Annotated in this window: 22 protein-coding genes and 5 pseudogenes; 8 read left to right on the top strand and 19 right to left on the bottom strand. The window is 58.0% G+C overall.

The features are described from left to right. Positions 1-21: 21 nt before the first annotated feature. From BFC21_RS07775 to BFC21_RS07795, 5 genes are read right to left on the bottom strand one after another with little or no spacing between them, the layout of a single operon-like run. A complete protein-coding gene (locus BFC21_RS07775; RefSeq protein WP_120265891.1) occupies positions 22-1020 on the bottom strand; it encodes a biotin-dependent carboxyltransferase family protein in 999 nt (332 codons plus the stop codon). Then, entirely contained in the window at positions 1017-1889 is an 873-nt protein-coding gene (locus BFC21_RS07780) for an allophanate hydrolase subunit 1 (protein ID WP_120265892.1), read from the bottom strand. Before BFC21_RS07780 ends, BFC21_RS07775 begins: the two co-directional genes overlap by 4 nt. Next, positions 1886-3259 (bottom strand): acetyl-CoA carboxylase biotin carboxylase subunit, encoded by a 1374-nt coding sequence (locus BFC21_RS07785; protein ID WP_120265893.1) that lies wholly within the window; start codon positions 3257-3259, stop codon positions 1886-1888. The genes BFC21_RS07780 and BFC21_RS07785 overlap by 4 nt, the downstream gene beginning before the upstream one ends. Before the next feature lie 9 nt (positions 3260-3268). Beyond that, positions 3269-3514: an acetyl-CoA carboxylase gene (locus BFC21_RS07790; protein WP_095003574.1), complete on the bottom strand. Its 246-nt coding sequence runs from the start codon at positions 3512-3514 to the stop codon at positions 3269-3271. A gap of 56 nt (positions 3515-3570) precedes the next feature. Further along, a complete protein-coding gene (locus BFC21_RS07795) occupies positions 3571-4329 on the bottom strand; it encodes a 5-oxoprolinase subunit PxpA (RefSeq protein WP_120265894.1) in 759 nt (252 codons plus the stop codon). A gap of 125 nt (positions 4330-4454) precedes the next feature. Between BFC21_RS07795 and BFC21_RS07800 the strand changes: the two genes are divergently transcribed. Both BFC21_RS07800 and BFC21_RS27150 read left to right on the top strand, forming a co-directional pair. Then, the gene (locus BFC21_RS07800) at positions 4455-5372 is read left to right on the top strand and encodes a LysR family transcriptional regulator (RefSeq protein WP_086797662.1); all 918 of its coding nucleotides are present in this window, start codon (positions 4455-4457) and stop codon (positions 5370-5372) included. Between the two features lie 267 nt (positions 5373-5639). After that, on the top strand, positions 5640-5963 hold the full coding sequence (locus BFC21_RS27150; protein WP_162939296.1) for a hypothetical protein: 324 nt from the start codon (positions 5640-5642) through the stop codon (positions 5961-5963). Here the strand turns inward: BFC21_RS27150 and BFC21_RS07805 are convergent. Beyond that, positions 5910-6763: pseudogene (locus tag BFC21_RS07805) on the bottom strand (IS5 family transposase). The gene BFC21_RS27150 and the pseudogene BFC21_RS07805 overlap by 54 nt on opposite strands. An 18-nt stretch (positions 6764-6781) precedes the next feature. Here BFC21_RS07805 and BFC21_RS07810 point away from each other — a divergent pair. Together BFC21_RS07810 and BFC21_RS07815 are read left to right on the top strand one after the other, a co-directional pair. Next, entirely contained in the window at positions 6782-8245 is a 1464-nt protein-coding gene (locus BFC21_RS07810) for a pyridoxal-dependent decarboxylase (protein WP_120265895.1), read from the top strand. 77 nt (positions 8246-8322) lie between these two features. Then, on the top strand, positions 8323-9447 hold the full coding sequence (locus tag BFC21_RS07815; protein WP_120265896.1) for a nitrilase-related carbon-nitrogen hydrolase: 1125 nt from the start codon (positions 8323-8325) through the stop codon (positions 9445-9447). Positions 9448-9482: 35 nt separating this feature from the next. Here BFC21_RS07815 and BFC21_RS07820 read toward each other — a convergent pair. Further along, a pseudogene (locus tag BFC21_RS07820) lies at positions 9483-9865 on the bottom strand (phage late control D family protein); the annotation flags it as partial. Between the two features lie 151 nt (positions 9866-10016). Here BFC21_RS07820 and BFC21_RS07825 point away from each other — a divergent pair. The 3 genes from BFC21_RS07825 to BFC21_RS07835 are packed head-to-tail and all read left to right on the top strand — an operon-like array spanning position 10017 to position 10778. Next, positions 10017-10292: a BrnT family toxin gene (locus BFC21_RS07825; protein ID WP_120265897.1), complete on the top strand. Its 276-nt coding sequence runs from the start codon at positions 10017-10019 to the stop codon at positions 10290-10292. Then, positions 10270-10572: a BrnA antitoxin family protein gene (locus BFC21_RS07830; RefSeq protein ID WP_095003553.1), complete on the top strand. Its 303-nt coding sequence runs from the start codon at positions 10270-10272 to the stop codon at positions 10570-10572. Before BFC21_RS07825 ends, BFC21_RS07830 begins: the two co-directional genes overlap by 23 nt. Next, the gene (locus BFC21_RS07835) at positions 10572-10778 is read left to right on the top strand and encodes a type II toxin-antitoxin system MqsA family antitoxin (RefSeq protein WP_120265898.1); all 207 of its coding nucleotides are present in this window, start codon (positions 10572-10574) and stop codon (positions 10776-10778) included. The genes BFC21_RS07830 and BFC21_RS07835 overlap by 1 nt, the downstream gene beginning before the upstream one ends. Before the next feature lie 14 nt (positions 10779-10792). On the opposite strand, the gene BFC21_RS07840 is transcribed toward BFC21_RS07835, so the two are convergent. Beyond that, positions 10793-10999, bottom strand: a complete 207-nt coding sequence (locus tag BFC21_RS07840) for a tail protein X (protein ID WP_120265899.1) — start codon at positions 10997-10999, stop codon at positions 10793-10795. After that, a pseudogene (locus tag BFC21_RS07845) lies at positions 10974-11168 on the bottom strand (phage tail protein); the annotation flags it as partial. The pseudogene BFC21_RS07845 and the gene BFC21_RS07840, both read right to left, overlap by 26 nt. Between BFC21_RS07845 and BFC21_RS07850 the strand changes: the two are divergent. Then, a pseudogene (locus tag BFC21_RS07850) lies at positions 11136-12137 on the top strand (tyrosine-type recombinase/integrase); the annotation flags it as partial. The pseudogenes BFC21_RS07845 and BFC21_RS07850 sit on opposite strands and share 33 nt — an antisense overlap. Before the next feature lie 964 nt (positions 12138-13101). On the opposite strand, the gene BFC21_RS07860 reads toward BFC21_RS07850, so the two are convergent. The 10 genes and pseudogenes from BFC21_RS07860 to BFC21_RS07900 form a co-directional block, all read right to left on the bottom strand. Next, positions 13102-13386 (bottom strand): hypothetical protein, encoded by a 285-nt coding sequence (locus BFC21_RS07860; RefSeq protein ID WP_120266696.1) that lies wholly within the window; start codon positions 13384-13386, stop codon positions 13102-13104. A 119-nt stretch (positions 13387-13505) separates the two neighbouring features. Beyond that, positions 13506-13880 (bottom strand): hypothetical protein, encoded by a 375-nt coding sequence (locus tag BFC21_RS07865; protein ID WP_256557638.1) that lies wholly within the window; start codon positions 13878-13880, stop codon positions 13506-13508. Continuing rightward, on the bottom strand, positions 13877-14410 hold the full coding sequence (locus tag BFC21_RS07870) for a glycoside hydrolase family 19 protein (RefSeq protein WP_120265902.1): 534 nt from the start codon (positions 14408-14410) through the stop codon (positions 13877-13879). The genes BFC21_RS07865 and BFC21_RS07870 overlap by 4 nt, the downstream gene beginning before the upstream one ends. 49 nt (positions 14411-14459) lie before the next feature. Further along, a complete protein-coding gene (locus BFC21_RS07875; protein ID WP_120265903.1) occupies positions 14460-15506 on the bottom strand; it encodes a phage late control D family protein in 1047 nt (348 codons plus the stop codon). A gap of 95 nt (positions 15507-15601) precedes the next feature. Continuing rightward, a complete protein-coding gene (locus BFC21_RS07880; protein WP_120265904.1) occupies positions 15602-15808 on the bottom strand; it encodes a tail protein X in 207 nt (68 codons plus the stop codon). Next, complete coding sequence (locus tag BFC21_RS07885) at positions 15783-16628, bottom strand: phage tail protein (protein WP_120265905.1); 846 nt, start codon at positions 16626-16628, stop codon at positions 15783-15785. Before BFC21_RS07885 ends, BFC21_RS07880 begins: the two co-directional genes overlap by 26 nt. Positions 16629-16638: 10 nt before the next feature. Next, complete coding sequence (locus tag BFC21_RS07890) at positions 16639-19545, bottom strand: phage tail tape measure protein (RefSeq protein WP_120265906.1); 2907 nt, start codon at positions 19543-19545, stop codon at positions 16639-16641. Positions 19546-19695: 150 nt separating this feature from the next. After that, positions 19696-19980 (bottom strand): phage tail assembly protein, encoded by a 285-nt coding sequence (locus BFC21_RS27530; RefSeq protein WP_256557651.1) that lies wholly within the window; start codon positions 19978-19980, stop codon positions 19696-19698. Between the two features lie 39 nt (positions 19981-20019). Beyond that, positions 20020-20292: pseudogene (locus BFC21_RS27535) on the bottom strand (phage tail assembly protein); the annotation flags it as partial. Positions 20293-20306: 14 nt separating this feature from the next. After that, entirely contained in the window at positions 20307-20810 is a 504-nt protein-coding gene (locus tag BFC21_RS07900; RefSeq protein ID WP_120265908.1) for a phage major tail tube protein, read from the bottom strand. Positions 20811-20820: the final 10 nt, after the last annotated feature.

Genomic DNA, 20820 nt, shown 5'->3' on the forward strand with positions numbered 1-20820 from the left:
ACTCCAAAACGGATCAAAGGTTCAAGCGCGGGTTAATTTCTCCGCACCGGATGGGAACAGCCTGCTCAGGCAACTGAGCTTCTTTTTATAGGAACGCCGCGCTTGCAGCGCTTCTTCGAGGGTCACCGCCGCAAAGCGGGCCTTCTGGTTGGGTTGCATCTGGCCGATCAGGTCGAGGTCGGCACTGATCACCGTGCCAATCATTGCGTAGCCGCCACCGGACACGGCGTCGCGGTGCAGCACGATGGGCTCGAGCCCTGCGGGAACCTGGATCGAACCGATCGGGTAGCAACTGTCGACGATGTTCGACGGATCGGAACCGGCGCCGAATGGTTGCTCACGCGGCGCAAAGTTCAGCGCACTGGCGCCCTTGAAGCGATAGCCGATACGGTCGGCCTCCGATCCGACGGTCCAGGGCTCGGCAAAAAAACTCTGCGCCGCTGCCTCGCTCAAGCGGTGGTAATACAAACCGGGCACCACGCGCAGGGTGATTTCACCGCCCAGGGATTGGCGCAACGCCATGGGCAGGCTGGCTCCGGCACGGCTGTGGCCGCTGGCAATGCCCACCGTCAATTGGTCGCCCGCGAGCAAGCGTCGCCCCGCAACCCCGCCCAGTGCACCGAGGGCATAGGTTGAACGGCTGCCGAGCACCACCGGCACATCAATGCCACCGGCCACCGCCAGATAGGCGCGGGCGCCTGCCGTGGGAAAATCGAAGCGCAGCACTTGCCCGGCTCTCACCGCGAACGCTGTGTCGGCGTGCATGGGCTCACCATCAAGCCGGGGAGTCATGTGCGCGCCGCACACGGCCACCAGCGCATCCTGGGCGAATTCGAGTTCCGGCCCCGACAGCGTGCATTCCAGCGCCGCCGCCCCAAGGGGGTTGCCCACCAGATGATTGGCGGCGCGCAAGGCGTACTGATCGAGCGCACCGGAAGGCGGAATGCCCAAGTGGTAGTAGCCTTCGCGGCCCAGATCCTGCACCGAGGTAGCCAGACCGGGTTTGAGTACCTTGATCATCCCAACACCTCCTGCAGCTTCCTGGGATACCCGACCGGGTCGGCCAGAAAATCATCCAGCGAAAACTCCACCGACCGCATTCGCAAGTCGAACTGCCCAGCCGTCACATCGGCCAATGCCTGGTCATAGGCCTCACGGTCTATCGGTTTGAATTGCACGATGTCCCCCGGGCGGAAAAACACCATGTGATCCTTCAGGTAAGCCAGCTTTTGTTCAGGGTCGTAGATCGGTGCCGGCGTGACGCCAAACATCTGATACCCCCCGGCACCGCGCACCGAGTAGATACAGCCAAAACAGCCACCGTGGCCGAGGGTCAGCTTAGGTGTATCCGTGCGTGGCCGCAGGTACTTGGGCACCTGCAACTGCCGCTCGCGCTCCACCATCTGGAACATGAACGGCAACCCGGCAACAAAACCGACCATCGAGACAAACCACGGTGCACCGCTATGGGCGGCGATAAATGCATCGACATCGGCCAGGCCGTTGATCCGTGCGGCGTATTGCAGATCCGTGACGCTCGGGTCCTGATGCCGATCGCGAAAACGCATCAGGGTTTCATGGGTCCAGGGGTCGTTGTACAGCACCGGAATTTCGATGATCCGCGTGTGTAGCGTGCGCTCGGCAACAGCCGCGGCCTCGGCATTCTGCACGGCTTGCAGCAAGGCATCTGGCGCGATGCGATCCGGGTCGAAACGAATCTGGAACGAGGCGTTGGCCAGGCACACATCCAGCACGCCATCGAGCGCCAGTTGCTCGACCGCACGGGTGACCGCCATGCCCTTGAAGAAGGCCTCAAGGGACATGCTTTCGCTGACTTCGGCAAACAAGTGCTCGTCGGCACCAAAGCTGTAGCGGATGGAGGGGTTCATGCTTCACCTCCACGGCGGCGTTCGACTAGCCAGGTCTCCAATGTTCCCGTATTAAAATCGGCACGGTGTAACCACGGTTGCTGTAACAGTTCGCGATGCAAAGGCAGGGTGCTGGCCATTCCGCCAAGGGTGGTCTGTTCCACTGCCCTGAGAGCCCTGGCCAGGGTTTCAGTGCGGTCGGCACCCTGCACGATGAGTTTGGCCAGCAACGAATCGTAGTAAGGCGGCACGCGGTAGCCTGGATACAGGTGCGTATCGACGCGAATGCCCGCGCCTTGCGGCCAGATCAGCTCCTCCACCCGCCCCGGGCAAGGAAAGAAATCCCGCGCCGGGTCTTCGGCATTCAGGCGCATTTGCAACGCGGTGCCCTTGAGCTGGATATCGCTTTGCTTGAACTGCAGAGGCTCACCACCGGCAATGCGCAACATGGCCTGGACCAGATCGATACCGGTGATCAATTCACTGACCGGGTGCTCGACCTGAATGCGTGTGTTCATCTCGATAAAGAAAAACTCGCCCGTCGTGTCGTCATACAGGTATTCCAGAGTGCCCGCCCCCCTATAACCCAGCGACTCGGCAAGACGCACTGCACTGGCGCAGAGCGTTTCGCGCTGCTGCTGGTCAAGGACAGGAGATGGCGCTTCCTCAAAGATTTTCTGCCGGCGACGTTGCAACGAGCACTCGCGCTCAAACAGATGTACCGCGCGCTGCCCGTCACCCAACACCTGCACTTCAATATGCCGGGCCTTGGTGATAAACCGCTCCAGATACACCCCGCCATTGCCAAACGCCGCCAGGGCTTCGCGCTGGGCCCGAGGGAACTCATCACGCAACTGCGGGGCGTTTTGCGCAAGCCGAATCCCGCGCCCGCCACCACCGGCCGAGGCCTTGATCAACAAGGGAAAGCCAACGGACTCGGCTACATTGAGCGCCGAGTCGACGTCAATCAATTCACCTGGGGAACCCGGCACCACGGGTACGCCAGCAGCTTGTGCTGTGCGGCGGGCCTCGGCTTTATCGCCCATGCGGCGGATGGTGTCGGGGCTGGGGCCAACAAAAATCGCCCCTGCCGCGACGACCGCTTCAGCAAAATCTGCATTTTCAGAGAGAAAGCCATAACCGGGGTGAACCGCATCGGCGCCAGTGACCTTCAGGGCACCGATCAATGCCTTGATATTCAGGTAGCTTTTATCCGCCCGCGCCTGGCCCAGAACATGGACTTCATCAGCCATGCGTGCGGCCAGCGAATCGCGGTCGGCCTCACTGCACGCAGCAACAGTGGGTATCCCCAGCGCGTGGGCGGCGCGAATTATCCGCACGGCAATTTCACCACGGTTGGCGATCAGTAATTTGCGAATGCCTTGAGTCATGATCCGCCCTCACTCATCGTCGAGTGTCGCAATGACCTGGCCCGGCTCCACCGGATCACCGTCTTGCACCAGAAAGGCGCTAATACGCCCGGCCGTTCCAGCGGTCAATTCACAAAACTGCTTCATGACTTCAATCAGGCCAATCACCGTGTCGGCACTGACATGCGCGCCCTCCTCGACAAAGCTTGCCGATTCAGGAGAGGCCTTGCGATAGAACATCCCGGGTAGTTGAGTGATTACAGTGTGCTCAGCCATGTCTGTTTCTCTTGTAATTGTTTTGGAAAGGCAGGCAAAAACAGGTCTGTAGAACGTCAGCGCGGGGCACGAACCCTGATATCGGCCCCCTCAAGTACACCCCTAATGGCTTGCCCCAACGCCAGAGCCCCTGGCGTGTCGCTATGCAGGCAAATGGAATCGAATTCAATCACCAGATCCTCGCCCTCCACTGTGCGCACTACGCCCTCCCGGCAGGCGTGCAGCACCCGTGCGGCGACCTGAACCGGGTCATGGGCACGCACAGTGCGGGTAAAGACGATCGAACCGCTCAGGTCGTAGTCGCGGTCGGCATAGAACTCGCGGATAACCGGCTGGCCCAGCTCCACTGCAATGCGCCAGATCACCGAGCCAGGCATGCAGTACAGCAACAGCTCAGGCTCCAGACGCTGCAGGTTTTGCACCAGCAAACGGGCCGCCTCCTCGTTCCGAGCCAGATGCATGTAGAGCGCACCGTGGGGCTTCACATGTTGCAGGGCCACGCCCTGCACGCGGGCCATTTCACGCAGGGCTCCCAACTGGTAGAGGACGTCGTCGACCAGCTCCTGTGGGGATGTGTGGATATGCCGACGGCCGAAACCGACCAGATCGCGAAAGCCCGGATGTGCGCCGATGGCCACACCCCGAAGCCTGGCCTGCTCGACAGTGCGGCGCATGGTACCGGGGTCGCCCGCATGAAAGCCGGTGGCGATATTGGCCGAACTGATCAGCCCCATGAGCGCGTTGTCGACACCGTCGCCCAGGGTCCAGGGGCCAAAGCCTTCACCCATATCCGAATTGAAATCCACTGTATGCATGACAGTTGCTCCTGGCTCTTGTGACCGCATGCACGCTAAATTAGATTCCCCCAGATCCCATGGAAAGTTCTATTAATCGATAGGATGTCTTCTGAAAAACAGAGGGCTGTTCGCCCGGAGTGCCCATGTCTCTGACCCTGCGCCAGGTTCGCTATTTCGTCGCCACCGCTGAAATCGGGCAAATTTCTCAAGCGGCGATTCACTTGAACATCTCCCAATCGGCAGTGACCACGGCCATCAAGGAACTGGAGAGCACCGTCGGCACCCTGCTGTTCCAGCGCTCGGTGCAGGGCATGAGCCTGACCGATGCCGGCCGGCATTTTCTGAACCGAGCCTATGTGATTTTGCGCAGCGTCGATGATGCCTTGAACAGCCCCCTGCCCGACATGCGCGCCAGTGGCGTGTTGCGCCTGGCGGCCAGCTATACCGTGATTGGCTACTTCTTGCCGCACCATTTGCAACGACTTGAACACTGGCATCCGGAGGTGACCATCGAAGTTCACGAACAAGAGCGCACCGCCATCGAACAGGGTTTGCTGGACGGGCGATTCGACATGGCCGTAGTTCTCATCGCCAACCTCACCCATCCGGCTATCGTCTCGGAGACCCTGTTCAACTCAGAACGCCGCTTGTGGCTGCCCAGCCATCACCCCCTGTGCGAACACCCGGCGGTCAGCCTGGCCGAGGTGGCCAAGGAACCCTATATCCTGCTGACCGTCGATGAAGCAGAACAAAGCGCGATGCGTTACTGGACGCAGGCCCAGCAAAAACCCAATGTTCGGGTGCGCACCAGCTCAGTTGAAGCGGTGCGCAGCATGGTTGCCAATGGCAGCGGCGTAGCAATCCTCTCGGACCTGGTGCATCGCCCCTGGTCACTGGAAGGCAAACGCATCGAAACACTCACCGTCACCGACAAGGTGCCCCCCATGAGCGTGGGCCTTGCGTGGCACCGCGAGCGGGATTTCAGCCCTGCCATGCAGGCATTTCGTAACTATTTCCACGATGCTTTTTTGGCGCCGCAGCAGATTTCGGCACGACGCTGAACATGAATCAACCCCAGGGGGTGATTTATGGTTTTTCAGGCAATTACCGAACACTCCACCAGACGTAAATCATCGGACTTTTATATTGATAGTGCGTAATGAAAGGCAAGACCTTCATTACACAAAGAGATAAGCCACACGGAGCGCGGAAACTTCTTGAGTCCAGTTCCGTCACAATACGCTGGTCGATCAGTACAACCGACAAGGCAAAAAAACTACAACACACGACTGATACCAGACTTTGACTTCCACACAAGGAGTACGGAAATGAAAAATGGCATTGAAAACCCCATTAAAAGCAAAACATCTGCTACAACCCAAGTAGCTGTCGAGAGTTATCTGACTCCAACCTATGGCCAGAAAGCATTTTCGGTACCGACCCCATCAGAGACCATTCCAGATTTACCAATGAGTCCACTCGCGGCTCAACGACTGATAAGCGATGAACTGGACATGGACGCCAGAAACTCGGCCGATTTAGGCTCATATATTACTGATTATATGGAGCAGGAAATCGATGCCATTATCCATGACACCTTAGGCTCTGTACGTAAAGTATTGTCGCAAGCACCGCATAGCGCAGGCCAATGAGACCATCGCCGCAAAACTTGTTGCGAGCTTGTCGAAGCGCGTCACGATGCGACGGTTCTCCTTCAGCCAGCCAAACATGCGTTCGATGATGTTGCGCTGCCGATATTTGGGGCGATCAAAAAGTCGAGGCAATCCTGGCTTGGTTTTGCGCTTCATGCTTCGCAACGGAATGACTGGCTGCATGCGATAACGATCACAATACTGGCGCAGCGCTTCAGCGTCGTAACCCTTGTCAGCCAGCAACCAGCGGCAACGCTTGCGTGGGCGACCGCGCAGGCTGGGTATGCAAGCCTGATCGAGTAGCGGTTGGGCATAGGCTATATCGCTGGCTTGTCCGCCTGACAACAGGAAACGCAGAGGCACACCATTGGCGTCGCACAGCATGTGAATCTTGGTCGTCAGGCCACCCCGGCTGCGCCCGAGCGCGTGGTCTTGCGGTTCTTCAAATCCCCTTTTTTCCCGGCACCTGATGAGGCCCGGGTTGCTCGTACGGCAGTGGAGTCGATCATCCATGTTTCCAAGTCAATCAAACCCTGCTCATTCAATCGGATATGAAGACGCTTGAGCATCTGATCAAAAGCTCCGCAATCACGCCATCCCCGGAACCGTTGATAGATCGTTGACCAAGGGCCGAATCGTTCGGGCATGTCTCGCCAGGCTGCGCCAGAGCAAAGCACCCAGAGAATACCGTTTAGCATCAGGCGATCATCGGCCCGAGGGCGCCCGGTGCGCTGATTTTTGGTGAAGATATCTGCAACCAGATCCCAGGCTGCGTCGGGGAGTTCATACCGCTTTGCCATCTTGGCCTCCTGGCTTTAATGGCGGTGTATTTTACAGAAAATCGTATTTCTTGGGTTTACGTACAGAGCCTAGGAAAGGTATTTATCGACAAGTCCGAGTATCCACTGACAGCTGAAATGGGTGATCGCGTCGCCCGCATGATCCAGTCTTGGTACCATGGTACACCAGCCACGACCCCCAACGGGTTCATTGGCACCCCAACTATTGGTTATTCTGAAGCGGTCATGCTGGGCATGATTGCCCATCGTTATGCCTGGACAAAGTTGTGGCGAGCCAGAAAATCCAAAAACCCCGAAGGCTACCCACAGGGGTATTACCGCAAAGACAAACCTTTCTTACTTGCCGCGCGTGACATCCACACCTGCTGGAATAAATATTGCCTGTACTTCAACACTGACGCCCTGTTGTTCAACCTGGCAGACAACAAATACACACTCAGCGAAAAAGATATCAGTGCGTTTCTAAACACACCCCTCGCAAGCCTGCTTACCCTTCCAAATATAAACCCGGAGCACCAGGCCCTTGCACAAACGATCGTCGAGGCCTGCGACTTTGATCCCGTTACAGATGAAGCAATCCTCGCGTTGAAAACTCCTGCCGAATTGGTATTTGTGGTAGGAACAGTTGTAGGCACGACCTTTACAGGTTCGGCCGATCCAGTGTCAGCCATCAATGATGTTCTGGTCAGCTTGAGGTCAAAAAACTTCGCAGGCACTCAAGACGCCATGGATATTCCCATGCATGTTGATGCCGCCAGTGGTGGATTCTGCCTGCCATTCTCAAGCCCGACGCTTTTATGGGATTTCAGGCTGCCGCAGGTTCGGTCCATCAACGTATCCAACCACAAGTTCGGCCTGGTATACCCTGGTGTCGGAACGCTGGTGTTCAAAGATGAACAGGTTGTGGACCCTGCCCTGATCTATAACGTCACCTACCTGGGTGCTGCGTTCAAAGACTATACCGTCAATTTTTCTCGCGGCAGTGCAATGGTAATTGCCGCTTATTACAACCTGATTCGTTTTGGCAAAAAAGGCTATCAAGATGTCATCGACAACTGCATGTCGAATGCCAATTATTTTGCTAAACTGATCAATACTGATAGTGGCACCCAAGACCACTTGCAGACCATCAGTCAAACCGATTTGTTTCCGATTGTGGTGTGGATCGACAAAAGAACGGGACCAATGGCATGGACATTAACGGATCTATCTCAAGAGCTTGAAAAGCGCGGATGGAAACTGCCCTCCTACCACCTGCCTTACACCAGCAGCGAAACACCAGACGGCCCACTCGCCATGCGCGTCGTCGTTCGCCAGGACTTGTCCTATGACAAGCTGACTATCTTACACCGCGACATTGCCAAGGCAATCAGTAACCTGGATGCCAGGGGCAAGCATGTCGACATGCAAAACGCTAACATACAACAACTCTTGCAGGTGGACAGAGCGCATTATGCATATATAGGCTCCCGCGGTTGCTAGCCACTCATGTCAAACACCTTTAGTTGGTCTCCACCGAACACCACCATCGTACAGCAGTCGACACATGGAATGTTGCCATGCAAAAAAACACGACTCTCAAGCCCTATACACCAGTGATTCAAACTTATCTGCGTCAATTAACCCCCCCTGCCAAAAACAAGGGAATCCGTTACTCACTTGCGCAAGGCCCGAGCCAGGTAGCAACAGCCAGCACCATTAAAGAAGCCATCACGTTCAACTTAGACACCATGAATACAGCCTGTTCATTAGCCGCTAAATTTGATGTCCAGCTCATCAGTTTCCCTGAACTTTTTTTGTCAGGCTACGAACTGAAATCTGCCGATACTGCCGCAGCTACAGCCCACTACCTGCTTGAGCATCACTTTTATGAAACAGGCGGTCCGATCTCAGCGTTGGCCTTTAAATACAACATGGCGATTATTTGCCCACTTCCCTATCAAGGTGTCGACCCTGCGGGAAATCCCGGAACGTATGATGCCGCCCTGGTAATTGATCATACTGGCACCTTACTTGGCGTCCAATTCAAAACACACCTGTGGGGAACAGAAGAATACAGTTGGTTTAGAGCCCCTGCGTATAACATGCAAAAATCCGGCTACGACCCACTCCAAAATCCTTATCGAATATTCGATATAAATGGATTTCCTGTAGGAATTGCCATTTGTTATGACGCCGAATTCCCCGAAGTTGCTCGTTGCCTGGCCCTGAATGGCGCTCTATTAACGGTCATACCAACAGCAGCACCCGTTTCAATGCTTTCCGGGCAAACCGAACCCTACCCTGATATTGCCTTACACTGCATTCCCGCCAACGCACTTCACAACCAGAACTTCTGCAGCTATGGAAATCGTGCAAGCTGGGAATATAGCGTTGAAGGCAGCGTCCAAACACAGGTATTGCAGTACACCGGCAACAGCATCATCTGCGACCCTTATGGTTCAGCATTGGTCAAGGCGGTACGTAATGAAGACACCTTGCTCATTGCCGATTGTATTATCTGCGACTTTCCAAGTACGCAACCTCCCGAAACCAGCTACCTCATCAACCGTAGGCCTGACCTCTATAACGTATTGACCGCCCCCACAGTCCCCTATCCGGCAGGAGAGAGTTATACCTACATGGTTAACCAGCAAGATCCTCCTACCCCGGCCACCCCAAACAAAAACCGTTGTGACCGTTAGAAAGTCCCAACGGCATGAGGATTACAGGGCAGTTGGCACACCGACTGCCATCCGTTTTGTGCGGCCACGTCATTGACGATGCTGGCCAGGCTGACGTTTTCCCAACTGCCGCTGCGGGTGGTTTTGCCGCTGCCGCGCATGTCGCTGGCCTTGCCCCTGATCACCAGGGTATCCGGTGGGCCGGACAGTTCGACCTCGTCCACGGAGTAACGCCCGAGGCGCCGCTGTAACCGAAAAACACCTCAATGCTGGCCCCGCGACTGGGCAGCGACACCGCGCTGTCGCGGTCATCGATGCGCAGCTCGAAATCGTCGGATTCCATTCCGGGTTTGTGCGTGGTGCGCAGCAACAGTAGGCGGTCATTGATCAGCACGGTGATGTCGGCACCGTCTGCGACGATGCGGAAGGTTAGGGTCATGCAGACTCCTGCCGGGAAAAGTCCCACATAAAACACGGATTAGAGGCAGGTTTAAAAGGCTCTAAAAAAAGCTAGTTTTGCTACGCGCCATCGGTCTCTTTCTCGCCAGACACGGCTTGCCTGCTTATTTTTTTGTGAGTACGATAAAATAATGATCGTTTTCGACGAAGCCAAACGCCAAACCAACCTTGCCAAGCATGGTCTGGATCTGGCGGATGCAGGCTTGGTGTACCACGCGCCGAACAAGATCACGTTCTGCTCGCCGCGTCAGGGTGAACACCGGTTGATGGACGTGGCGATGGTCAAGATCGTGGGTATCGTCCTTGTGCTCGTCTACGTTGAACGCGACCAGGACATCCGCGCAATTTCTTTGCGCCGCGCGTCAAAACAGGAGAGAAAGTATTATGCAAGCCTCCAGCAAGACTGACTGGGAACGGGTCAAACGCGAAGCGGCTGCCGATGCGCCCATCGCGCGGGAGCCCGGGGCGCTGTATGACCCCAATGATCCGGCAGCTGTTGACGCCTTTTTTGAACAGGCAACCGTGCGCCGCCGTGGCGAGCGCGGTCCGCAGAAAGCGCCGGTCAAGGAGCGGGTCACCTTGCGTCTTTCACCCGAGGTAGTGGACTACTTCAAGGCTGGCGGCAGTGGCTGGCAAACGCGGCTGGATCAAGCCTTGCAGCAGTATGTGCAAGAGCATCAACGTTAATGATTTGCCCTGTTTGCGGTGTCACTTCGCTGGTGCGTGAAACCCGTGACCTGCCCTGCTCCTACAGGAATGAATCCACCTCGATAGCGGCGGTGATGGGCGACTTCTGCCCGGCGTGCGGGGACGCTCTTCTGGATGCCAGCGAATCGGCCCGTGTCAGCGCCGCGATGCTGGCTTTCAAAGAGCAAATTGACGTGACCAACTGACCGAAGCGCCCCTACTACCCCGACAAAATCACCCCCTTCTCACTCCGCACCACCAGATCCGGCAGGACAATCATCACCCCTGCCCGAAACGGCTGCACTTCATCCGCCAGCCCCTGGTTGGCATCGAGCACGGCTTCAACCGTGCCGTTGAGGTGGCCGTAGTAGTTCTGGCAGATCGTGTCGAGCACGTCGCCGCTAGCGGTTCTGCAGGTCGTCGCCATAGCGTACAAACTCCAGGGTAAAGGCTTGTTTGCGCGGGATGCCGCCCTGCAGGAAGGCGCTCTGTTCTTCTTCAATGGTTTTCAGGCACCAGTTGCCCAGTACGTCGCCGTAACCCGTGGTCAGGCTCAGGGGCTGCAGCTGGGCACCGACCGGATCAAGGCCATCGAGGCCGCAAAACAACTCAACCTGGCCTTTATGCAAGGCGCCGACCTGGTCCGCTCTGTCATGGGCAGTCCATCCGGTACTTTTTCAGGCTTTCTGGACAAATACGAAACTGAGATATTGCCACCCCGGGAGCTGGCCAAGGGCACACTCGAGCTGTACGCCGTTCACTTCAGACGTTTCAGAAAGTACTTTGAAGGCAAGGCCGTCGATGAAATCTCGATACGAATGATCGCTGAGTTACTGGACAGCCTAACTCCCAGAACAGCCAACCAATGCCGTGCCTTGCTGATTGATATCTTCAATCATGCGGCCTCCAAAGGCATATGCCCGGACAACCCGGCATTGAGCACCATCACCCGCATAGAGAAGAAAAAACGCAAGCGCCACACCATCGAAGGGATAAAAGCCATCCGAAGAGTAGCGCCTGCCTGGCTGCGCAATGCCATAGACCTGGCACTGATCACCGCACAACGACGTACCGACATCCTGGACATGCGCTTTGACGGAGTGCGCGACGGCTTCCTGTACCTGGTACAAAAGAAGACAGCAAAAGCGAGCGATGCCGCCTGGATTCGATTCGTCGTGACCGACGAACTGCAGGCCGTTATCAATCGATGCAAAGACAGCGTGGCATCCCCGTACCTGATACACCGCAAACCGACGCGCTTGCTACAGAAACAGGCCCAGACAAAAGAGCACTGGACGAAGATTGAAGAGCGGTACCTGACCCAAGCCTTCAAAGATGCTCGGGACTTGGCGGGTTGTTACGCAGACTGGAAAGAAGAAGAAATGCCGGGCTTCCACGAAGTGCGCGCGCTGTCGCTGCACCTGTACAAAAAAGCCGGAAAAGATGGCCAGGCCATTGCGGGCCATGCCAGCGAGACCATGACCAAAAACTACCAGAAAGACCACGCCGATGTGATCTGGTCGGATGCGATTCCGGACCTGAATATCAGCGAAATTACCGGTTAGTTTTGCGCCCATATTGCGCCAGTTTTGCGCAGGCCAGAAACGAGAAAGGGGATCAAGTACCTAAGTACTTGATCCCCTTACAGAATATGGTCGGGACGGAGTGATTCGAACACTCGACCCCTAGCACCCCATGCCCGCAATGGCATTGCAAACCCTTTAAACATGGCCGCTATCTCTGGTGCTCGCTGCAATCGAATAGCCATAGATACATATAGGTTCGTGAGAGAGTCACGCAAAAGTCACGCAGCCTATTTAGCCCATCTCCGGCGTCCTGCCGAACCAAAATAGACCACTCCTAATTCGTATCAAAACAGCCCCAGGCGAATTTTATGCCCCACAATGGTCTCCAGATCACGACTAGGGTATTGAGCTTGCAGCCCCCAAGCCTCACACCCAAGGGCATGAACAAAGCTTCTGGTATCCGTGAGCTCCTGAGCGCGCAGACAATATCGGCATCGCACCCGAGAGCCGTCGAGCTCCCAATGCTTGTTCCAGATCACCAATGGCAGATAAGTCACTGACATTACAAAATGGCCTGTCATAGGAGTAGCTGTCGCTGAATGCGCGTCAAACCACCCCTGAAGAATAGGCCCATCTCGCTATTCGTGCTGCCTCATAATGCTCACTGTTCCGATCGCCGCTCGTCGCAGCCGAATAGCCCTAGATACATCAGTACATGAGAGTGCCGCTCAGCCCGTTAGCCCTCTCCTCGGCGTCCTGCCGACCAAGCGCAATCCACCTATCGCAGTAGTGAATAATAGGAACATCGCTGGTAATCTCGGCGCCACGTTCGTCCGACATTAAGGGATGGAGGCGAAAATAGAAGCCCTGGAGCCGCGAACCTCCGGGGCTTTGCTTTTTGCGTTGGCTGGCAGATAAGTCCTATTCCGTTTTTCCTACATGAGTTGAGGGCATGTTGATTTTTGCGACCACGAATGTAGGTCCCGAAAATTAGCGCCCTGACTCAACGGCAGGCCGCCGCCACTGCAACTAACTCCCGCTCGTACCCCATCCGCTGCCGACGCTCAGCCAGCAGCGCCCTCACCTTCATCTCCAGCGAGTCAGCTTTCTTTAACCCGGCTGACGCCCATGATGGAGCGGTGACTTCTTGCGTCTTGCACGGAACCAGCACCGGCACCTCAACTCGCACGATACGCACCTCGGATCCTTCAGTCGCACACCCTGTCAGCAGGACCAGGCATGCCACTGCCGCCAGTCCCTTGGACAAAAATACTGATTTACTTAACATGCAAGCCAACTTACTTAACGAAATCCCGCCACTGGTTGACAGAATGTTGCTTTCTGTCCAATTGATTGACAAAGACCGCGTCAACCAATTTGTCTTCCTGGACGATTCTGTCAACCAGCTCATAGCCCTAACTCCTGATCAATGATCGCCGCAGCAGCCTGAGCAGGATCACCACCAATCCGCTCCTGCAGCAGTCGATTCGCCGCGGCGTAATCAGGCTTGGCCAGCTCCTTGGCATCCGCGACGGCCTGAGCTGCTTGCCTTGCTCGTTCATCACTCGCGGTAACCAGCTCACCCAATTTTCTACTCTGCTCACCCGCCAGGGTTTCAAGGTTGTCCCGAGCCAGTTTGGCTGTGGCCAAGTCCGTGTTTACGGTATCGAGCAGTGGCCGGTAGTGACGGTCAGCCAGCCAACACCCGCCAGCGGCGCCCAGCGTAAACAGCAATACCAACGAAAGCCCGAGGCTGGCCAACCTCCACGCATCGACTGTCACACCAACACCTTCAACGCCTTGTCATACAGAGCCTGACGATCGGTCGCGCCGTTCTGCCCGCCATTGATGCGCCGAGTGATGGTGTCGAACTTGCCCGCATCGGCCAGCGTACTCAGCCCCCTGCTCGCCCAGAACCACGCCGCTGACATACACGCGTGTTGCGGCTGCTCCAGCAGCTCCGGGTGATTGATCAGGTCAAGGCCCAGGGCTTCGCCGCACTCTACATAGTTGGCCCGGCCAGTGATCTGGATCAGGCCACGCCCGCGGTACTTGGAGCCGTCACCCGCCACGGTATTGCCCAGGTCTGCCCTGCCCTCGTATTTGGCCTGAGCCTTGGTTGGGCCCCATATTTCTCTGACGTACTTGAGCTGGCCAGACTCATGCCCGATCTGGGCGATGAAAGCCGCCACGCGTTTTAAGCCAACAATCTGGTAGTGGTTCATGGCCGTGTTTAGAACGGACACAAAAACGCCGGCAACTTGGCCGGCGTTCGGGAGGATCTGCAGCAGTTGCTGCGTGGTGATGGGCATGGGTTTCTCCAGGCAAAAAATACCCGCTCGATGGCGGCAACGGAATGCGTTAAGGCGCGTTGACGCTCACGACCTTCAGCGGCGGTTTAGCTTTCTTCTTCTTACTTTGTGACTTGCCTTTCTTGCCGGCATTGCACTCGACCGTGGTCGACCAGCCGGATTGGGTAAACACCTGCTCCACCGAATCCGCCAGGTACTCGCCATCGAGGCCGACCTTAAAGCCCTGGGCATTGATCGGCCGCTCGGCAAAGATGTCAGTCCGGCCGGGCATCTCGAAACGCACGTCAGCGGTCGAGCGATTGAACGCCGCCAAACGCGCCTTGGCGGCCGACTCGGCGGCGGTCTTGTTCGGGTAGATATGCCGATCGGTATGCACCGCCGGCAAACCATCCGGGGCGTCGTCGTTGTCCACGGTGACGATGGCGAGTTTGCCGGTCTTCTTGTCCTGGTGCTTGGTCGCCACAGCCTTGTGCGAGTTGCGATCGCCCAGACTGAACTGCCAGCGACTGAGGTCGCTCTTCGTCAGGGTGATCGCGCCGAACGCCTTGCCGCTGGCCGTCTGGCTCGCTTGACGGGGCATCACCAACAGCTTGCCGTCGGCCACCTTAGCCGTGCAGTCGTACTGTTTGGCCAGGCGCGTGATGAAATTAAAATCCGATTCGTTGAGCTGATCCACCCGAGCGACTTTCGTCGCCACCGGACACGCCGGCTGCCAGCCATTGCGCGCACCAATGTCGGCCACGATCGCCAACAGCGGCACGTCTTCCCAGCTTCCGCTACGGATGCTCTTGCCACTGCCGCGCATGTCGCTGGCCTTGCCCTTGATCACGATGGTGTCCGGCGGACCCGACACCTCGACCGTGTCCACCGCGTAACGCCCTAGGCGCACCAAGGAGGTTTCGGCATAGCCCAGGTAGATCTCGATCGAGCTGCCACGCCGAGGCAGTTGCACCTCGCCGTCGCGGTCATCAATGCGCAACTCAAACTCGTCGGACTCCATCCCGGGCTTGTCCGAGGTGCGCAGCAACAACAACCGATCATTGATCTTGGCCGTCACATCGGCGCCATCGGCCACGATTCGAAACATGGGGGTCATGGATTTTTTCCAAAAAAAAGCCCGCACACGGCGGGGTAAAAAACAAACAAAGGGCCGTTACGCGTAACGCAACTGGCCGACGGCAACGCCCGAGGTCAATCCCACAAACTGACCCCTTCCCCGGTTGGGCTGGGCAGATCCGGCAGATAAATCACCACGCCGGCGCGGTAGGGCTGGGGTTCATCCGCCAACCCCTGATTGGCATCCAGCACCGCTTCGGTACTGCCGCTCAGATGGCCATAAACGTTATGGCAAATGACATCGAGCATGTCGCCATCAGACGTTCTGCATGTCGTCGCCATAGCGCACAAACTCCAGAGTGAACCCTTGTTTACGCGGAATCCCGCCGTGCAAAAACGCGCCCTGTTCCTCGGCGATGGTCTTCAGGCACCACGTCCCAATCACCTCGCCATAGCCCGTGGTCAGGGTCAGCGGCTGAAGCCTGGCGCCGATGGTGCGCAATGTGTCTAGCTGCTTAAGCCCGCCCTTGAAGCCCGGGTAAATCGTCCCTTTGAGCGTTAACTTTTCGTCTCCCACGCCTACGGCCTGCTGCGCCGGGCGGCGCGACAGGCGCTCTTGTGAGGCCCAGCGGAATTCGGTCGAGCGGCTAAGTTCGTCGAAGGCCGCCGCGTCCAGATTGAAGTAGTAGGGCTGCTCCATGGGGTCACGGGGCTGGATAATCAGCAAGTGCGGGAACGGCTTTACCGCTTCCGGCGCCGGGGTGGCATCCGTGGCAAACGCACTGGTGGGCACGATGTTGGCCAGCGACGGGCTGACGTTTCCGGCTATCTTGTTGATCGCCGTTGCAGCCTTGCCCGCCTGTTCCTTCAGCGCACCCATTCGCTCCTGCACCTCGGTGGCCGCCCGCGTTGCACGGCCGTACACGGCTACTACCTGGCCGACCTTGGACTGTGCTGCATCCACGCCACGCATTACCCGCTGTAGCTTGGCGCCGACACTCGGCCCCACGAACGGGATATTTTCCAGCTCGGACGCGGCGCCGGTTAATTCCGAAATGGCGCTGTTGACCGGCCCCAGCATGCCGTCGGCACTGCGCCGTCCAGCCTCCCCAGCTTCGACCAAGTACTTGAGGCCCGACAGCAATTGTTCCATGTAAGCCATGGAGCCCTCCTTACAGGTGCGGTTCGTCGTATAGCTTCGCAGCGTTTTGTTTCGCCGCATCCGCCATCATTAAGCGCATGTGCGGCATGAGGTCTTGCGCCAGGCGCTGCGGGTCTTTCACATCCCCTTGCACTATTACCGGCATGCTCAGTGAATATTCAAACTTCTGATCCACTTTGGCCGGTGCAGGCTTCTCCATTTCTTTCGGCTGAATTGCCACAGCGGCCGACTTGGTCGGCGCAGACACTGCCAGGGAGCGAGCCGCATCCCCCATCGCCGGCACCTGAGGTGCCGTAGCCATCAGCAGCGAACCTGAGCCGTTCGCACCGTTGAATGACTTACCCATAGTGGCCAGGCCTGGAATAGCTGGCCCCGGCCGAGGCGCCATCAGCAACGGCGTTACCGGTGGAGCGGGCTTTTCGTCATCCCCCCCAAACCACGACTTACCCGCTGCGCCGCCCAGCGCAGAGCCCCCCATGCTGCCCAAGTAAGCGCCCACCAGCCCGCCGATAGCGGTGCCGATGATCGGCACCACTGAGCCAATAGCGGCCCCTGCAGCAGCGCCGGCCATAGTGCCGGCAAGATTTCCGGCGGCCGCACCATAACCCTCGGCTTGTTCGTCCTTGGTCTTGGCGTTTTCATAGGTGTCGAAGGCCATGGCGCCGACCTCCATCAGCGAGCCCCCGGGTATCATCTTGGCGGCTTTGCCGATCTTACCGACTGCTTGCACTACCCCGCCAAGCCTGGCCATCGCGCCGCTAGGCACCGGTACCGGTGGAATCGGCGGACGCGGGATCGGCACAGGTGGCCGTGGGATCGGCACCGGAGGCCGTGGCGCTGGCGGACGTGGGGCCGGAGGCCGTGGCGGACCACCCGCCCGAGGTGGCGTTGGCCGACGGCGCGCGGGGTTACGCCTTGAACCTCGACCACGCCGGCGTGCTTCGCCTGGCCCTCCAGAGCCCCCACCCATTGCACTCGCGTTAACGACGAAAACCTTCTTGACGCTGTCGTCACCCGCCCCAGAATCACCACCCGCCCCGCCGTCGTCGTCGCCAGACACAGCGTCTTTAGCAAGCGAAACTACCTTTAGGCCAGTCGCGATCAGGTCGAATTTTCCAGGCTTCTTGTCGCTATCGCCATCCGCCTCGTCGCCGCCATCAACTGGCGTTCCCTTGAAAGCCGCCACCGCCTTGAGCCCGGTTTCCACCAGCGACAACGCCTTGCCGGCCTTGCCCTTGGGCTCGCCATCATCACCGCCACCCTTGCCGTCCTCGGCATTGGTCACAAAGACTTTTTGCACTTCGCCGGACTTGCCGCCCAACGAGCCCCTCGCGACGTTTAGCAATCCTTTGGCGATTTTGAACGAGCTAAACAGGCCTTTGAGCGCAATCAACCCGCCACCAACCGCCGCGATACCCGTCACCACCCCTGGCGCGCTGTCAGACAGCGAGGTAATGCCATTGGTGACTCGGGTCAGCGTTTCCGCCACGGTATCCGTGACCGGGCGCAGGGCGTCCCCAACGCTGCGCATGGCGTCATCCATCGACTGAGCCATCTCGGCCCACTTCTGCGACGACGCCTCACGCCGCTCGCTGAGGTTTTTGTCGAGGATGCCAGTGGCATCGCGGGAATCGTTTTTCAGCTGGCTGTACAGCGCCTTGTTCTGCATATAGGCAGACAGCGCGGCCTTGACCTGCATGTCAGCGAACAGGTCGCCTGTGCGCAAGGATTCCTCCAGCGAGGCCATCATGGCCTTGGCTTTCTCCGGATCGGATTCCTTGCTGATCTTCGCTGTCGCCTCGGCCATCGCAGCCGCACGCTTGGGATCAGTGGCTTGAATGTACTTCTGAGCCAACGCCATGCTGGTTTCCAGCGTGGACATACCGTTCTGCAAACCGGTCTGCATCGAGCCCTTGTAGTCGATACCGGCCTTGGCGTACGCCTTGACGGTTTCGCCTGAGCCGATTTTGCCCATCCAGTTTTTGAGGTTGTTGGCCGCCTCATCGGCGCCGCCGGCAGACTTCATCTGCACTTGCAGCATGGCACCCAGCTGCGTCACCGCATCCATGCCAGTGATGCCCAGGCTGCCCATGTTGGCCAACAGCTCAGGGAACCATTTAGCCATGTCGGCAGCTTCAAAGCTGCCCGCCTGCCCTTGATAGGCAATTGCCTCCAACGCCTGCTGCATCTGCTTGGGGTCGGTGATCTTAGCGTTTTGCCCCAAGGCGTTGATCATCTTCGCCGTATCGACACCGTTCGACCCTTGGCCCACGACAAACTTGGCCGCGACCGGTGCATATTCCAGGGCCTTGCTCAACTCCATACCGGCGCCAACCAACTGGTTGACCACGTCGGCGACGTCGTTGCGCGCCATGCCGGTGTCACGCGAAGTGTCGATGATCTTGCGCGACATCTGCTGTTCTTGCGGCTTATTGGCAATGCCGGCCTTGATCGCGATGTCACGAACAATGGCGCCAAAGTCCGCGCTGACCTTCGTCGGAACGGCCAGCACACCGACACCCACGACAGCGGCGCCGACCGCGCTTTTCATGCCAGCTTTACCCGCATCAAGCTGCTGATGCCCCTTGGCTTTAAGCTCGGCTTTGTTGGCCGTCTGCCCCATGGAACGATAGGCTTTCTCCAGACGGCCGACCTCGACCCCCTGCTTTTTCAAGCTGTCGAGGTTGGAGTTCAACCGGCTGAGCAATTTGGACGCCCCGGCAGCACCACTGTCGTGGGCCTTTTTCCATTCATCGCGCAGGCGAATGGTGTCGCCAATCGTGCGCTGCAGCACACGCGCCTTGTTGCCTTCTGCCTCAAGGCGCTTGATCCGCCCCGTCACGTCCTTGAACGCAGCACCGACCGTCGAACTGACGGCGCCGCCGATCACTAGCCCGAGGGCGAGTTTGTTCGCCATGTCATGGCCCCCATTTGCACAGCCTTACCGAAGGCGGCTCAATCCGTGAGCCACCACACCATCTCAGCAAACGGCATTGACAGAATCTCAGCGGCGGAAAATCCGGTTTCCGCCGCCAGACGTTTCGCGGCCATTTTTATGACGCCGGGATCAAACCCCGTTGTCTTGGTCCATACGAAAATAACCGGCCTGCAAGCGGTTGAAATCCACCAGCTTCAGGCCCTCCAGATCCGCGACAGGCGCACCGGCCAACTCGGCAAACAACACCAGCTCGCGCTGCTCGTCATCGCCGCCCGCCTCACGATTCGCCGAACGCACGTCGCGTACGGTCGGGGAACGCAAGGCCAACTTATCGACGGTGACGCCGTTGATTTGGCTCGGGCACGACAGCGTGACCAGCACGTTGTCAGTGGTGATCGACAACCACGCCGGCATTTCAGTCGAGTAATCGGTATCGGGCGCCAAGCGCGAATAGGCCGCCTGGACACGGCGATAGTCCACCAGCTTCAGACCTTCCAGATCCTTCAGGCCGACCTCGGCCAAGCCCGCGAACAACATCAGCTCGCGCTGTTCGTCATCGCCGTTAGAGGCACGGTCGGCCGCCCGTACTTCGCGCACGGCCGGGGCCCGCAAGGTCAACGTATCGACCTTGATCCCGTTGGCATCGCTGGGCCGCGAGAGGGTCACGACGGCGCTCTCAGCGGTGACCGCCAGCCAGACCGGCAGTGCTTTATCAGTTGCTTTCATCTGGATCTATTCCCTTACATGCCGAGCGCGGTGCGCACTTCGGCGAGCTGGTCTTTGCCGTCGATCACCTGAATACCGGCGACCATGTCGATTTCGTACATCAGGCGCCCGTCGATTTCGAGCTTGTAGTACGTGACTGCAATGGCGTGTTTGATCTCGGCCGGATCACCGGCTTTCCAGTCGCCCAGGTCGACCTCTTTGAGCCGGCCGCGCAGGGTGGCGACCACCGCCGTCACTGCGCCCTTTTGCCCCTTGAAGGCACCACGGAACGTCGCATTAAAGGCCGTGCCGTCGGCCAGACCGAAGTACTTCAACGACTCACGGCGCACGCCCTTGGTGACAAAGGACGCCTCCATTTTTTCCAGACCCTGATCCATTTCGATGGCACCGGCCATGCCGCCAGCGCGATACTCGTCGGTCTTGGTGGTCAGCTTCGGCAGGGTCAGGCTCGGCACGTCGCCGGAGAAGTTCACGCCATCAACGAACAGGTTCGTGTTAAACAAAGTTTGAGGAATCATTGACTAGCCC

It is taken from the genome of Pseudomonas sp. TMW 2.1634 (assembly GCF_001703595.1).
GTDB lineage: Bacteria > Pseudomonadota > Gammaproteobacteria > Pseudomonadales > Pseudomonadaceae > Aquipseudomonas > Aquipseudomonas fragi.

Excerpts from the sequence above, each read along its gene's own strand:
- BFC21_RS07775 (WP_120265891.1), bottom strand. The coding sequence starts at position 1,020 with ATGATCAAGGTACTCAAACCCGGTCTGGCTACCTCGGTGCAGGATCTG.
- BFC21_RS07780 (WP_120265892.1), bottom strand. The coding sequence starts at position 1,889 with ATGAACCCCTCCATCCGCTACAGCTTTGGTGCCGACGAGCACTTGTTT.
- BFC21_RS07785 (WP_120265893.1), bottom strand. The coding sequence starts at position 3,259 with ATGACTCAAGGCATTCGCAAATTACTGATCGCCAACCGTGGTGAAATT.
- BFC21_RS07790 (WP_095003574.1), bottom strand. The coding sequence starts at position 3,514 with ATGGCTGAGCACACTGTAATCACTCAACTACCCGGGATGTTCTATCGC.
- BFC21_RS07795 (WP_120265894.1), bottom strand. The coding sequence starts at position 4,329 with ATGCATACAGTGGATTTCAATTCGGATATGGGTGAAGGCTTTGGCCCC.
- BFC21_RS07800 (WP_086797662.1), top strand. The coding sequence starts at position 4,455 with ATGTCTCTGACCCTGCGCCAGGTTCGCTATTTCGTCGCCACCGCTGAA.
- BFC21_RS27150 (WP_162939296.1), top strand. The coding sequence starts at position 5,640 with ATGAAAAATGGCATTGAAAACCCCATTAAAAGCAAAACATCTGCTACA.
- BFC21_RS07810 (WP_120265895.1), top strand. The coding sequence starts at position 6,782 with ATGGCGGTGTATTTTACAGAAAATCGTATTTCTTGGGTTTACGTACAG.
- BFC21_RS07815 (WP_120265896.1), top strand. The coding sequence starts at position 8,323 with ATGCAAAAAAACACGACTCTCAAGCCCTATACACCAGTGATTCAAACT.
- BFC21_RS07825 (WP_120265897.1), top strand. The coding sequence starts at position 10,017 with ATGATCGTTTTCGACGAAGCCAAACGCCAAACCAACCTTGCCAAGCAT.
- BFC21_RS07830 (WP_095003553.1), top strand. The coding sequence starts at position 10,270 with ATGCAAGCCTCCAGCAAGACTGACTGGGAACGGGTCAAACGCGAAGCG.
- BFC21_RS07835 (WP_120265898.1), top strand. The coding sequence starts at position 10,572 with ATGATTTGCCCTGTTTGCGGTGTCACTTCGCTGGTGCGTGAAACCCGT.
- BFC21_RS07840 (WP_120265899.1), bottom strand. The coding sequence starts at position 10,999 with ATGGCGACGACCTGCAGAACCGCTAGCGGCGACGTGCTCGACACGATC.
- BFC21_RS07860 (WP_120266696.1), bottom strand. The coding sequence starts at position 13,386 with ATGTTAAGTAAATCAGTATTTTTGTCCAAGGGACTGGCGGCAGTGGCA.
- BFC21_RS07870 (WP_120265902.1), bottom strand. The coding sequence starts at position 14,410 with ATGCCCATCACCACGCAGCAACTGCTGCAGATCCTCCCGAACGCCGGC.
- BFC21_RS07875 (WP_120265903.1), bottom strand. The coding sequence starts at position 15,506 with ATGACCCCCATGTTTCGAATCGTGGCCGATGGCGCCGATGTGACGGCC.
- BFC21_RS07880 (WP_120265904.1), bottom strand. The coding sequence starts at position 15,808 with ATGGCGACGACATGCAGAACGTCTGATGGCGACATGCTCGATGTCATT.
- BFC21_RS07885 (WP_120265905.1), bottom strand. The coding sequence starts at position 16,628 with ATGGCTTACATGGAACAATTGCTGTCGGGCCTCAAGTACTTGGTCGAA.
- BFC21_RS07890 (WP_120265906.1), bottom strand. The coding sequence starts at position 19,545 with ATGGCGAACAAACTCGCCCTCGGGCTAGTGATCGGCGGCGCCGTCAGT.
- BFC21_RS27530 (WP_256557651.1), bottom strand. The coding sequence starts at position 19,980 with ATGCCGGCGTGGTTGTCGATCACCACTGACAACGTGCTGGTCACGCTG.
- BFC21_RS07900 (WP_120265908.1), bottom strand. The coding sequence starts at position 20,810 with ATGATTCCTCAAACTTTGTTTAACACGAACCTGTTCGTTGATGGCGTG.